12 protein-coding genes are annotated in these 13020 nt (G+C 72.6%); 9 read left to right on the top strand and 3 right to left on the bottom strand.

Annotation, left to right across the window (positions count from 1 at the left end; translation table 11 throughout):
• Window position 1: 1 nt before the first annotated feature.
• Window positions 2–1510 carry a NuoM family protein gene (locus KBY47_RS06860; protein WP_210920185.1) on the top strand — a complete coding sequence of 503 codons (1509 nt, stop codon included), beginning with the start codon at window positions 2–4 and terminating at the stop codon, window positions 1508–1510.
• On the top strand, window positions 1507–2925 hold the full coding sequence (locus KBY47_RS06855) for an NADH-quinone oxidoreductase subunit N (RefSeq protein ID WP_247694324.1): 1419 nt from the start codon (window positions 1507–1509) through the stop codon (window positions 2923–2925). Before KBY47_RS06860 ends, KBY47_RS06855 begins: the two co-directional genes overlap by 4 nt.
• A gap of 12 nt (window positions 2926–2937) precedes the next feature.
• Here the strand turns inward: KBY47_RS06855 and KBY47_RS06850 are convergent, their stop codons facing one another.
• Window positions 2938–4374, bottom strand: a complete 1437-nt coding sequence (locus KBY47_RS06850; protein WP_210920041.1) for an MFS transporter — start codon at window positions 4372–4374, stop codon at window positions 2938–2940.
• Window positions 4375–4473: 99 nt separating this feature from the next.
• Between KBY47_RS06850 and KBY47_RS06845 the strand changes: the two genes are divergently transcribed.
• The 7 genes from KBY47_RS06845 (at window position 4474) to KBY47_RS06815 (ending at window position 11586) form a co-directional block, all read left to right on the top strand.
• On the top strand, window positions 4474–5121 hold the full coding sequence (locus KBY47_RS06845; RefSeq protein WP_210920040.1) for a TetR/AcrR family transcriptional regulator: 648 nt from the start codon (window positions 4474–4476) through the stop codon (window positions 5119–5121).
• Between the two features lie 65 nt (window positions 5122–5186).
• On the top strand, window positions 5187–5957 hold the full coding sequence (locus KBY47_RS06840; RefSeq protein ID WP_308405068.1) for a class I SAM-dependent methyltransferase: 771 nt from the start codon (window positions 5187–5189) through the stop codon (window positions 5955–5957).
• 229 nt (window positions 5958–6186) lie between these two features.
• Window positions 6187–7245 carry a helix-turn-helix domain-containing protein gene (locus tag KBY47_RS06835; protein ID WP_210920039.1) on the top strand — a complete coding sequence of 353 codons (1059 nt, stop codon included), beginning with the start codon at window positions 6187–6189 and terminating at the stop codon, window positions 7243–7245.
• A gap of 205 nt (window positions 7246–7450) precedes the next feature.
• The gene (locus KBY47_RS06830; RefSeq protein WP_210920038.1) at window positions 7451–8830 is read left to right on the top strand and encodes a TrkH family potassium uptake protein; all 1380 of its coding nucleotides are present in this window, start codon (window positions 7451–7453) and stop codon (window positions 8828–8830) included.
• The gene (locus KBY47_RS06825; RefSeq protein ID WP_210920037.1) at window positions 8823–9542 is read left to right on the top strand and encodes a TrkA family potassium uptake protein; all 720 of its coding nucleotides are present in this window, start codon (window positions 8823–8825) and stop codon (window positions 9540–9542) included. Before KBY47_RS06830 ends, KBY47_RS06825 begins: the two co-directional genes overlap by 8 nt.
• Before the next feature lie 202 nt (window positions 9543–9744).
• Entirely contained in the window at window positions 9745–10212 is a 468-nt protein-coding gene (locus KBY47_RS06820) for a CBS domain-containing protein (RefSeq protein WP_210920036.1), read from the top strand.
• 75 nt (window positions 10213–10287) lie between these two features.
• Window positions 10288–11586 (top strand): SLC13 family permease, encoded by a 1299-nt coding sequence (locus KBY47_RS06815; RefSeq protein ID WP_210920035.1) that lies wholly within the window; start codon window positions 10288–10290, stop codon window positions 11584–11586.
• A 6-nt stretch (window positions 11587–11592) separates the two neighbouring features.
• On the opposite strand, the gene KBY47_RS06810 is transcribed toward KBY47_RS06815, so the two are convergent.
• Both KBY47_RS06810 and KBY47_RS06805 read right to left on the bottom strand, forming a co-directional pair.
• Window positions 11593–12291: a hypothetical protein gene (locus tag KBY47_RS06810; protein WP_247694323.1), complete on the bottom strand. Its 699-nt coding sequence runs from the start codon at window positions 12289–12291 to the stop codon at window positions 11593–11595.
• Window positions 12292–12408: 117 nt separating this feature from the next.
• The gene (locus tag KBY47_RS06805; protein WP_210920034.1) at window positions 12409–12942 is read right to left on the bottom strand and encodes a MarR family winged helix-turn-helix transcriptional regulator; all 534 of its coding nucleotides are present in this window, start codon (window positions 12940–12942) and stop codon (window positions 12409–12411) included.
• Window positions 12943–13020: the final 78 nt, after the last annotated feature.

Below are 13020 nucleotides of genomic sequence, written 5' to 3'. Positions count from 1 at the left end.
CTTGCTGACCGTTGTCGTCCTGCTGCCGACCGTCGTGGCCGTCCTGCTGCTGTGCGTGCCGCGCACGGCACCGCCCGGTCTGTTCCGCTGGACGTGGGTGACGGCCACCGCCGTGGAACTCGCCCTCGCCGTCACGCTGTGGGCCGGGTACCGCGAGGACGGCGGCCTACAGTACGAGACCCGGGCCCGCTGGATGCCGAGCGCCGGGGTGAGCTACCACGTCGGCGTGGACGGGCTGTCGTTGCCGCTGGTCGCGCTGACCTGCGTGCTGTCCCTGGCGTGCGCGCTGTACTCGGTCCGCGACGCGCGCCGGATCAGGGAGTTCGCGGCGCTGTTCCTCTTCCTCCAGACGACCTGCCTCGGACTCTTCGTGGCCCTCGACCTGATCCTGTTCTTCCTCTTCTTCGACCTGTCGATCGTGGCGATGTACTTCGTGATCGCCGGTTGGGGCCACCGGGACGCCGCCCGTGCCGCCCTGAAGTTCTTCCTGTACACGTTCATCGGGTCGCTGGCCCTGCTGCTCGGCTTCATCGGGCTGTACCTCGCCGCCGAGCCGCACACCTTCGACATCGTCGAGCTGACCCGGCAGAACCCCCTCGCGGGCCGTTCCCTGTACGGGGCGCTGGTGCTGCTCGCGGTGGCGGTCGGGCTGGCGGTGAAGACACCGACCGTGCCGTTCCACACCTGGCTGCCGCCCGCGCACACCGAGGCGCCCGCCGCAGGTTCGGCGATCCTCGCCGGGGTGCTGTTGAAGATGGGCACGTACGGCTTCCTGCGGATCGCCCTGCCGGTGCTGCCGGAGGCGTGGCGGACGTACGCCGTGGTGTTCGTCGTGGTCGGGGTGGTGTCGGTGCTCCACGGGGCGCTGGTCGCGCTCGCGCAGACCGACTTCAAACGGATGGTCGCCTACACCTCGGTCAACCACATGGGGTACATCGTGCTGGCGGTCGGCGCCGCCGGGACCGTGGGCGGCGGGCGGGAGGAGGCCCGGCAGCTCGCGGTGACCGGGTCGGTGGTGCAGATGGTCAGTCACGGGCTGCTCACCGGCGCGCTGTTCCTGCTCGCGGGCACGCTGTACGAGCGGGGCCGGACCTACGACATGGCCGCCTACTCGGGGGTCGCCGCGCGGGCCCCGGTGCTCGCCGCGTGCACAGGCGTGGCGGCGTTCGCCTCCCTGGGGCTGCCCGGGTTCTCCGGCTTCATCGCCGAGTTCCAGATCTTCACCGGCAGCCTCGGTCCGCGGCCGGTCGCCACCGCGCTGGCCGTGACCGGCATCCTGATCACCGCCGGGCTCTTCCTGCGCGCCCTCCAGCAGATCTTCCTCGGGCCGCTGCGGCTGCCGTTGGCGGCGCCGGGCGCGGACCGGCCGTTCCCCGATCTGCGGGCCCACGAGAGTGCCGCCGTGGTGCCGCTGCTCGCCCTGGGGGTGGTGATCGGTCTCGCTCCCCGGTTCCTGCTGGACGTCGTCGAGCCCGCGTCCCGGCGGGTGCTGGAACTGCTGGCGCGATGACCCCGCTCTCCCAGGCCACGGCCGCCGCGATGGACGAGAACCCGCTGGAACTGCTGCCCGAGGTCCTCCTCGCCGCCTCCGCCGTGCTCGGGCTGCTGCTCGGGTCGTGGCTGCCGCGCGCCCGGCAGTGGCTGGTGGGCGCGCTGGCCGCGGCGGTGTGCGCGGCGGGGATCGTGGCGGCGGCGCTGGCACCGCCCACCACCGCGTTCGACGGCTCGTTCGTCGTCGACCAGGTCACCGCGACCGCCCGGATCACCGTCCTGGGCGGCACCCTGCTGGTCCTGGTCCTGAGCGCCGTACCCCTGCGGGCGCACCCGCGGGAGAGCGAGTTCTACGTCCTGCTCCAACTCGCCTCGCTGGGCACGCTGATGCTCGCCGGTGCCGCCGATCTGCTGCTGCTGACGGCGGCGTACCTGCTGGCGAGCGTGCCGGGTTACGTCCTGGCGGGCTTTGGCAAGGACGCGTACGGGACGGAGGCGGCGCTGAAGTACTACGTCGTCGGGGCGTTCCTCGGTGTGCTGATGCTGGCCGGGGTCACCGTCCTGTACGCCGCCGGGCACGGGACGTCGTATCCGCTGCTGCGCGACGGACTGCCCTCGGCGCCGGACGGTCTGGCGGCCGTCGGGGTCGTCGCGCTGCTCGCCGGGCTGCTGTTCAAGGCGGGTGGCGTGCCGGGGCACTTCTGGGTGCCGGACGTGGTGCAGGGCAGTGCGGCTCCGGTGGCGGCGTTCCTCGGCACGCTGCCGAAGGCCGGGGCGCTCGCGGCGCTGTACCGGCTGGGGGCGGACGTACTGCCGGGCGCGGACGTCCCGTGGGCGGGGCTGGTGGCCGTGCTCGCCGCCGCGTCGATGACGCTCGGCAATCTCGCGGCGTTCTTCCAGACGGACGTCAGACGGCTGCTCGCCTACTCGACGGTCAGTCAGGTCGGCTATCTGCTGATGCCGGTCGCCGTCGCGGACCGCACGGACCTCGCCCAGCCGGCGCTGCTGTTCTACCTGGCCGCCTACGCGGTGACGAACCTCGGCGCCTTCGCCGTGGTCTGCGCGCTGCCGGGGCGCCGGGAGATCGCCGGCTTCCGGGGGCTGGCCCGGGACCGGCCGGGGCTGGCCGCCGCCCTGGCCGTCTGCCTGCTCGGTCTGGTCGGGACCCCGCCGACGGCGGTGTTCCTCGGCAAGCTGGAGGTGCTCGGCGCCGCGGTCGACGGCGGCCTGGCCTGGCTCGCGGTGGTGGCCGCCGTCAACACCGTGGCCTCGCTCTTCTACTACCTGCGCTGGCTCGCCCCGGCGGTCTTCCCGTCCCGCCCCGGCCAGCCGTACGACGTCCCGCGGACGGCGGCCGTCACCGCGTACGGCGCGGCGGCCCTGTCCGTCGTCCTGGGTGTGTCCGGGGGGCCGGTGCTGGCGCTGCTCGAATGACCCGTGGCGGCGTCAGTGCACGTGCGGTCCACCGGTCGGCCGGGGCTTGCCCTTGGGGACGACGGCGAGGGAGAGGGCCGCGCCGACGGCCGCGGTCACCGCGCAGAGGGTGAAGGCGTCGGTGAAGCCGCCGACCGCGCCGCCCTCGATGCCGGTCGCGGCGACCGTGGAGACGACGGCCACCCCGATGGAACCGCCCACCTCGTGGAAGGTGTTGACGACTCCGGAGGCGAGGCCCGCCTCGTGGTGGTCGACCATGGCCAGCGCGGTGGTGGTGGCGGTGACGAAGACGGCGCCGATGCCGAGGGAGGCGACGGCGAAGCCGGGCAGCAGCACGGCGTAGACGTTGCCGGTGCCGGAGAGGCGGGTGAGCGGGGCGCACCCGGCGGCCGCGAGGAGCAGGCCCGCCACCGCGGTGGGCCGGCTGCCGAGCGTGCCGACGAGCCGGGAGCCGAGGTGGGCGCCGAGGCCGGTGGCGACGGCCACCGGCAGGAAGACCAGGCCGGTCTCCAGCGGGCCCAGGCCGCGGGCGTGCTGGAGGTACATCGAGCCGAGGAAGAAGAAGGCGATGAGCAGCGCGGTGGCCACCAGCATCAGGAACGCGCCCGCCTGCACGGGCCGCCGGGTGAACATCCTCAGGTCCATCAGCGGGGCCCGGCTCGCGCGTTCCACGACGCCGAAGAGCGCGTACAGCACGACGGCCGCGAGCAGCGGCAGCAGGGCGCCGGGGCCGCTCCAGCCGGAGTCACCGGCCTCGACCAGACCGTAGATCAGCGCGGCGGTGCCCGCCGTGACCAGCAGGGCGCCGGGCAGGTCCAGCCGGGCGGGGCGCGGGGCGCGGGCCGGGAGCAGTGCGGGCAGCGCGGCGAGGACGGCGAGGCCGACCGGGACGTTGACGTAGAAGACCCACCGCCAGCCGGGGCCCTCGGTCAGGGCGCCGCCGAGCAGTACGCCGGCCGCCGCGCCGCTGCCGCCGAGGGTGGCCCAGACGCCGAGCGCCTTGGTGCGTTCGGCGCCGTGGAAGGTGGTGGTGACCAGGGACAGCGCGGCCGGTGAGAGGAGGGCCGCGCCGACGCCCTGGGCGATGCGCCCGCCGAGCAGCACGGGCGCGCCCTGCGCCAGTCCGGTGACGAGGGAGGCCGCGGTGAAGACGGCGAGTCCGGTGAGCAGGGTGCGGCGGGCGCCAAGGGCGTCGGCGAGGCGTCCGCCGAGCAGCATCAGCCCGCCGAAGCAGAGCGTGTAGGCGGTGACCGCCCAGGTCAGCGTGGTGCGGCCGAGGTCCAGGTCGGCAGTCATGTCGGGCAGCGCCACATTGATGACGGTGACGTCGAGGATCAGCATGAACTGCGCCACGCAGATCAGCGCGAGGGCGGCCCAGCGGCGCGGGTCGGGGGGCGATGGTGCGTGGTGTGCGGGTGGGTGGTGGGCGGGGGAAGCGGCGTGCGTCATGACGGTTCCTCGCGGCAGACAGGACTTCTGAACTGAACTGTACGGCACAGTTCAATTGAACTCAACGGTACAGTTCAGTCGGCTGCTAGCCTCGGACCCATGCACGTGGAGAGTCCCAAGCCCCCGCCCAGCGGACCCCGCGCCGAACGCAAGCGGCAGGCCATCGTCCGGGCCGCCCGGGAGCAGTTCGTGCGCGCGGGTTTCGGGGTGGGCATGGACGCCATCGCCGCTGCGGCGGGTGTCTCCAAGGTGACCGTCTACAACCACTTCGGCAGCAAGGAGGCGCTGTTCTCGGCGGTCATCGCGGGCGCCCTGGACGAGCCCCTCGCCGGGGAGTCCTCGGCCGCCCTGGCCGGGCTCGCCGACGCCGAGGACCTGCGCGCCGCCTTCGTCGACGCCGCCCGCGCCTGGGTGCACGCCGTGCGCACCGACGAGGACGTGGCCGCGCTGCACACCCTGGTCGCCGCCGAGGGCCACCGCTTCCCCGAGATCGCCCGCGCCTGGCGGCACCACGGCCCCGAGGGCCACCACCCCCTCGTCGCGAACGCCCTGCGCACCCTCGCCGACCGGGGACGGCTGGAGATCCCCGACCTGGAGGCGGCGATCGTCCAGCTCTACTCGCTGCTGGTCTTCCCGCACATGGTCTTCCGCTCCTACGGCGCCCAGGTCGACGACGACCTCACCGAACGCCTCCTCACCGGCGGCGTCGACATGTTCCTCGGGCACTACGCACCGCGCGCCGGCTGAGCGGCGACCGGGCTCGACCCCGAAAACACGCGCGCGGCACCCGGCCGCCGCAGTACCGTCGGCCCGTGACAACCGACGGGACAGAGCAAGGGGCGGACAGGGACGGGCACTTCGGCGAGAGCGTCGCGGACTCCTACGACGCGTCGACCGCCGACATGTTCACCGCGGACGCCGTCGACCCGGTGCTGGACGTGCTGGCCGGGCTGGCCGGTGACGGCCCGGCCCTGGAACTGGGCATCGGCACCGGCCGGATCGCGCTGCCCCTGGCCCGGCGCGGGGTCCCGGTGCACGGCATCGACATGTCCCGGGCGATGGTGGCCCGGCTGCGTGCCAAGCCGGGCGGCGCCGCCGTCGGGGTGACCATCGGCGACTTCGCCACGGCGAAGGCCGAGGGGGCGGGCACCTTCTCGGTCGCCTACCTCGTCTTCAACACGATCATGAACCTGACGACGCAGTCCGCGCAGGTGGCCTGCTTCCGCAACGTCGCCGACCATCTCGCGCCCGGCGGGACCTTCGTGATCGAGGTCATGGTCCCCGATCTGCGGCGACTGCCGCCCGGCCAGAGCGTCGTGCCGTTCCAGGTCAGCGAGAACCGCTGCGGGTTCGACGAGTACGACATCGCCACCCAGTCGATGACCTCGCACCACATCAGGGTCGAGGGCGAGCGCGGCTCGTCCCTGTCGGTCCCCTTCCGGTACGTGTGGCCCGCCGAACTGGACCTCATGGCCGAACTGGCCGGACTGCGGCCGCGCGCACGCTGGGAGGACTGGACGCGCGCGCCGTTCACCAGCGACAGCCGCACGCATGTGTCGGTGTGGGAGAAGCCCCGGGAGTGACCGGCGAGTGACCCGTGGAGCGACCGGGGAGTGATCCGTCAGGGTCCCGGTGCGGTGCGCGGCCTCTGCCGGGCCCCGGCACCGGGACCATCCTCTCGGCTCCCCTGCCGTCATGGTGCTCCCCTGGAGGCCACCCCCGCATTGCCGGTTCCCGGCAGTGTTCAATAGGGTCTGGATGCCGGTCGCCGATGCGGGAGCGCCACCGGCACATTCACCGACGGGGGCAGGCGTGGCGGAGCAGGACGTACCCGGGGAGTACCTCGACGGCTACGCGGAGATCCTGACCGAGGTGTCCGCCACCGGCCGCCGGCTGACCCGCGGCGAGATCGAGTCCCGGCGGACCCTGGGCGAGCGGGCCGCCGACGCCGGATTCGGACTGCGCGCCCTGGTCGGCGCCCACCTCGCCGCCACCCGCGCCGCCTGGCCGGGCGCCCCCGGCTCCGCCGACAGCGTTCTCGCGGCCATGCAACAGGTCGTCGACGCCTTCGCCGAGGGCTACGAACGCGCCCAGCGGCTCGCCGTACGTCAGGAGGAGGCGGCCCGCCGCGAGTTCATCGACGACCTCCTCTACGGCCGCAGCGACCTCGGACGCCTCGCCGAGCGCGCCGAACGCTTCGGGCTGCGGCTGTCGCACGCGCACGCCGTGGCCGTCGCCGAGGGACCCGCCGCCTACGACGAGGGCGACCCGGTCCCCCGCCATGTCGAACAGTCGCTGATCAGCCGCTTCGGCGACCGCAGCATCCTGCTGACCACCAAGGACGGCCGGATGCTGTGCATCGCCCCCGGCGACCAGGACCAGGTCCTGACCGCCTTCGCCAAGCAGGCGTACGCCGCCACCGACGGCGGCCGGGTCGCGATCGGCAGGGCCCAGCCCGGACCGGGCGGCGTCGTGCAGTCGTACGAGGAGGCGCTCAACACCCTCGATCTCGCGAGCCGTCTCGGGCTCGACGACCCGGTGCTGCGCGCCGCCGACCTGCTCGTCTACCCGGTGCTCACCCGGGACCGGCAGGCGATGGCCGACCTGGTGCGCGAGGCGCTGGGCCCGCTCGGCGCGGCACGCGGCGGTGCCGCCCCGCTGATCGACACCCTCACCGCCTACTTCGACTCCGGCTGCGTCGCCGCCGAGGCGGCCCGTCGGCTCTCGCTGAGCGTGCGCGCGCTGACGTACCGCCTGGAACGCATCCACAAGCTCACCGGCGCCAACCCGGCCGACCCCGCGCACCGCTACATGCTCCAGACCGCCGTGATCGGCGCCCGGCTGCTCGACTGGCCCGCCAAGGCGCTGTAGCCGTAGCCGAGCCGCCCGTCCGCCGCCCGTCCTTGACGACTTCCATGCGGTTGCCCCGGCGCGTCTTGACGGCTCCTTGACGCGGACGGCGTCAGGGACACCGTCCAACAGCCGTACTTGCAGGTAAGGTGTGCGGCCGGGATCTTGATGGACCCTTTGCGCCGGGCCGGGAGCACGGCGGACCGGAAGGCTCGGGAAGGCAGCGATGGCGGGACTCATGACGCGGGCGAAGGCGCGCTCGGCGTTGTTCGCCACGCATCCCGCCCGTGCCGTCGTGGTGGGCTTCGCCCTGGTCGTCCTGATCGGTTCGGCGCTGCTGTCCCTGCCGTTCGCCACCGAGCAGCGGGCCGCCGCCGGATATGTCACCGCGCTGTTCACCGCGACCTCCGCGGTGTGCGTCACCGGTCTGGTGACCGTGGACACCGGCACCTTCTGGAGCGGCTTCGGCGAGGGCGTGATCCTCGCCCTGATCCAGGTCGGCGGCTTCGGCATCATGACGATGGCGTCCCTGCTGGCGCTGCTCATCTCGGGGCGGCTGCGGCTGCGGATGCAGCTCACCGCCCAGGCGGAGACCAAGAGCCTCGACATCGGCGACGTACGCCGGGTGCTGCTCGGCGTCGCGGGCACGACGCTCGCGGTGGAGCTGACGGTCGGCGCGGTCCTCGCGCTGCGGTTCCGCTACGGGTACGGCGAGACCATCGGCGAGGCCGCGTACCTCGGCTACTTCCACGCCGTGTCCGCCTTCAACAACGCCGGGTTCGGACTGCACCCCGACAGTCTGACCCGCTACTCGCAGGACGCCTGGGTCACCCTGCCGGTCGCCGCCGCCGTGATCCTCGGCGGCATCGGCTTCCCGGTCCTGCTGGAACTGCTGCGGCACCGTCGGCGCAAGCACCGCACCGGGCGCCGCAACTGGTCCCTGCACACCAAGCTGACGCTGATCACCACCGCTTTCCTGCTGGTGACCGGGACCGTGCTGACCTGTCTGCTGGAGTGGTCCAACCCCGGCACGCTCGGCACGCACTCGATCGGCGGGAAGATCCTCGACGGCTTCTTCCACTCGGCGATGTCCCGCACCGCCGGTTTCAACGCCGTGGACATCGGCTCGATGCACGCCTCGACGCTGCTGATGACCTGTGTGCTGATGTTCATCGGCGGCGGCAGCGCCGGAACCGCGGGCGGCATCAAGGTGACGACGTTCGCGGTGCTGGCGGCCGCGATGTTCGCCGAGGTCCGCGGCGAGCCGACCTCCGCGGTGCTGGGCCGCCGCCTCGCCCCGCACGTGCTGCGGCAGTCGCTCACGGTGGCCCTGCTCGGCATCGGCCTGGTGATGGGGGCGACGCTGGCCCTGCTGGCGATGACCAAGCAGGAGCTGGAGCCGGTGCTGTTCGAGGTCGTCTCGGCGTTCGGCACGGTGGGCCTGTCCACCGGCATCACCGCCGATCTGCCGCCCGCCGGGGAACTGCTGCTGGTCGGTCTGATGTTCGTCGGCCGTCTCGGCCCGATCACCCTGGTCTCGGCGCTCGCGCTGCGCGAGCGGACCCGCCGCTACGAACTGCCCGAGGAGCGACCCGTCATTGGCTAGCTATCTGCACTCCCTGCGCCACCGGCGCCGCAAACGCCGTTCCGAATCCGCCGGCCGCGGCGGCGACCAGCGCGTCGCCGTGATCGGGCTCGGCCGGTTCGGATCGTCCCTCGCCAGTGAGCTGATGCGCCGCGGCTGGGACGTCCTCGGCCTCGACACCGACGCCCGGCTGGTGCAGAAGTACAGCGACACCCTCACCCACGCTGCCGTCGCCGACTGCACCGACGGCGAGGCCCTGCGGCAGCTCGGCGTCAACGAGTTCACCAGCGCGGTCGTCGCGATCGGCACCGACATCGAGGCGAGCATCCTGGTCAGCACCAATCTGCTGGAGGCCGATGTGCCCAACATCTGGGCCAAGGCCATCAGCCGCCAGCACGGCCAGATCCTCGAACGCCTCGGTGTCCACCACGTGGTGCTGCCCGAGCACGAGATGGGCGAACGCGTCGCCCACCTGGTCACCGGCCGGATGCTGGACTTCATCCAGTTCGACGACGACTACGCCCTGGTCAAGACGGTCGCCCCGGCTCTGGCCACCGGCGTCCCGCTCGGCCAGAGCCAGGTCCGCAGCAAGTTCGGCGTCACCGTCGTGGGCATCAAGCGCTCCGGCGAGGACTTCACCTACGCCACCGCCGAGACCGTCGTGCAGCGCGGGGACGTGATCATCGTCACGGGCCGGACGCACGCCGTCGAGGCGTTCGCCGAACTGAGCTGAGCCGGGCGCCCCGCGTCGGCGCCGGCGCCGTACGGAATGCGTCAACGCGTACAAGGGGCGGGACCGGACCGGTGATCGTGTAGGGCGTGGAGGGTCGCGCGGCGGAGCACGCACCGGCGATCGCCCTGCGGCGACTGGTCGGCATACGGTGTCCGCACGACGCTTCCGGTCGAGACACCGAGGACGAGAGTGGGGCCGAACCGTGCGCGCACGTGACATGGCGGTTGAGTACGAGACGGTGAGCGTCGACAGCGACGCGATCGACGCCGCGCGGCTGCTGGCCGAGCACCGGCTGCCGGGGCTGCTGGTGGTGGGCGACGACGGCATGCCGAAGGCCGTCCTCCCCGCCTCCCAGATGATCAAGGTGCTGGTGCCGGGATACGTCATCGACGACCCGACGCTGGCCTCCGTGGTCGACGAGCGCCACGCCGACCGGCTGTGCCAGGCCCTGGAGGGGCTCAAGGTGCGCGACTGCCTGTCGAAGACCATCCCGGCGCCGCCGGTCGCGGCCCCGGACGACACCGCGCTGGAGGTCGCCGCGCTGATGGCCCAGGTCCGCAGTCCGCTGGTGGCGGTGGTGGAGAAGGCCAAGGACGGCCCGCATCTGCTCGGTGTGATCACCGCCTCGAACCTGCTGGAGCGGCTGCTCGGCGCGGCGGGCGCGAGCTGAGCAAGAGGTAGGGTTCCCTCCGGTTGTGCCGGGGAGCATGATCGGCCGGCCGAGGGGACCATTCATCGGAGGACCGTGAACGACTGGCACAGCTGGGCGGCGATCGTCGTCTTCGTCGGTGCGTACGCCCTGATCATCAGCGAGAAGATCCACCGCGTCGCCGTGGCCCTCGGGGGCGCGGGCCTGATGCTTGCGATCCGCGCCACCGACGACCAGTCGGCCTTCTACTCCGAGCACTCGGGCGTCGACTGGAACGTCATCTTCCTGCTGCTGGGCATGATGATGATCGTCGGAGTGCTGAAGAAGACCGGCATGTTCGAGTATCTGGCGATCTGGTCGGTGAAACGGGCCAAGGCCAAGCCCTTCCGGGTCATGGTCATGCTCGTCGTGATCACGGCCATGGCCTCGGCGCTGCTCGACAACGTCACCACCGTGCTGCTGATCGCCCCGGTGACCCTGCTGGTGTGCGAACGGCTGGCGCTGCCCGCGGCGCCCTTCCTGATCGCCGAGGTCCTCGCCTCGAACATCGGCGGCACCGCCACCCTCGTCGGTGACCCGCCCAACATCATCATCGCCAGCCGAGCCGGGCTGACCTTCAACGACTTCCTCGTCCATCTGGCGCCCCTGGTGGCCGTGCTGGTGGTCGTCCTGCTCGTCCTGTGCCGGGTGATGTTCCGCAAGTCCTTCCGCTTCGACGAGGAACGCGCCGCCGAGGTCATGGCGCTGGAGGAGCGCGAGGCCATCCACGACCCCCGGCTGCTCGTCCAGGGCCTGACCGTGCTCGCCCTCGTGGTCGCCGGGTTCGTGCTGCACCCCGTCCTGCACTACGAGCCCAGCGTCGTCGCCCTCCTCGGCGCGGGACTCCTCGTCGCCGTCTCCAGCGTGCAGACCGGAGACGTCCTGCGCGAGGTCGAGTGGCCCACCCTGGCCTTCTTCGCCGGACTCTTCATCATGATCGGCGGCCTCATCGAGACCGGAGTGATCAGCGAGATCTCCAAGACCCTCGCCGACGCCATCGGCGACAACGAACTCGGCGGGTCCATGATCCTGCTGAGCGCCTCGGCCGTACTGTCCGGCATCGTCGACAACATCCCCTACGTCGCCACCATGGCCCCCATCACCTCCGACCTGGTGACCTCCATGGGCGGCGACGGCGACCACGTCATGTGGTGGGCCCTCGCGCTCGGCGCCGACCTCGGCGGCAACGCCACCGCGATCGGCGCCAGCGCCAACGTGGTCGTCCTCGGCATCGCCGAGCGCAGCCGCCAGCCGATCTCCTTCTGGCAGTTCACCAAGTACGGCCTGGTCGTCACCGCCGTGACCGTGCTGCTGGCGCTCGCCTATGTGTGGCTGCGGTACTTCGCCCTGGCCTGACGCCGGTCAGCGGTGTGCGGCCGACCTGAGCCGGAAGGACCGTACGACCGCGAGCGCGCTCACCACGACCAGTCCCCCGGACGTCACGGTGAGGCCCCGCACCGCCCCCCAGTCAGTGACCTCACCGGTCACACCCCGGGGCGGCACCCGGCCCTCCGGGTCGTACACCACGGTCAGCGCGTCGCCCGGCCGGACGGACGGGCCGCAGCCGCGCCAGATGCGGACGCCGAGCGGTTCGCCGTCGCGGTCGGTGACCGAGCAGAGGTAGCGGTCCTCCCCGGCGCCCGTCTGGTCGCCGTGCTCGACCGACACCACCACCGCGGAGCGGGTGTGGCCGCGTTCCGCCAGCACCATGCCCGCGGCGACCTGAGGGGTCTGGGTGACCAGGCAGACGCCGAGCACCACCACGATCCCGATCAGCGCCCGCCCGGCCCGGAGCGCCAGCAGCCGCACCGACAGCACGGCGACGGCCAGCAGCCCCGCCTCCCCGCTGCCCAGCGCGGGCCACCCCGTCCAGGCCCCCGCCATCCCGCAGCCCACGATCAGTCCGGCCCCCAGCACGCCGGTGACCAGGCCTTTCGCGGCCAGCCTCCAGGGCGGCAGGCCGATGAACTCGGCCGGGCCCCACACCGTGGCGGTGACATGGGTCAGCAGATGCGGCTCCACCGGGAGCGGGGACTGGCGGCGCGGACGCGGTATGCGCATGTGTCACCTCCGGCGTTCCTCGGTCGTCGTGTCACCGGCCCGCGTCATCGCCGCCCTGCCCACTGTGCTTCCTTGCATTATGCAAAACACGTACGACGGGACGGACGCGGCACCGGTTCAGACGCCGGGCCCCGGCACGGTGTCCGTCCACCCCAGGGGGTGCGGCCCCGGGGCGTCGGCGGCGGGGGCGGGCGGCTCCCCACCGGCCGTGTTGAAGGCGGTCAGCGCCTCGACCAGGGCGGCCCGCTGTTCGGGGGCGAGCCGCTGCACGATCCCCGTGATCTGGGCACGACGGCGCGCGGTGACGTCCTCGACGGTCCGGTGCCCCTCCCGCGTGAGACGCAGCAGTGTCTCCCGGCGGTTGTGCGGGTTGACCTGACGGTCCGCGAGTCCGGCCGCGATCAGCCGGTCCACCATACGCATCGCCGTGGACGGCGCCACGTTCAGCAGCTCGGCGAGGGTGACCAGCTTGGTGGTGCCGCGGGTGGACAGGACCACCAGCATCCGGAACTGGGGCAGGGTGACCCGCTCCTCCACCGCGGCGAGGGACTGCGCCGAGACCGCGACGAGGAGGCGGGACGCGGTGAGGACCGCACGGGTCACCGCGTCCACGTCGTCCGGGTTCGCTGTGGGGGGCTCGTGCTCCGGCATGGGTCCTTTCTACCGTGCCGGAGTGGGGGGCTGGGTGGCGGTCCGGAGTGGGGGGCTGTGCGGTTCGTCGCCGGGTGC

It is taken from the genome of Streptomyces sp. B93, from assembly GCF_018070565.1.
GTDB lineage: Bacteria > Actinomycetota > Actinomycetes > Streptomycetales > Streptomycetaceae > Streptomyces.
The sequence above is the reverse complement of the archived record's forward strand: the minus strand, read 5'-3'. Positions and strand labels throughout refer to the sequence as shown.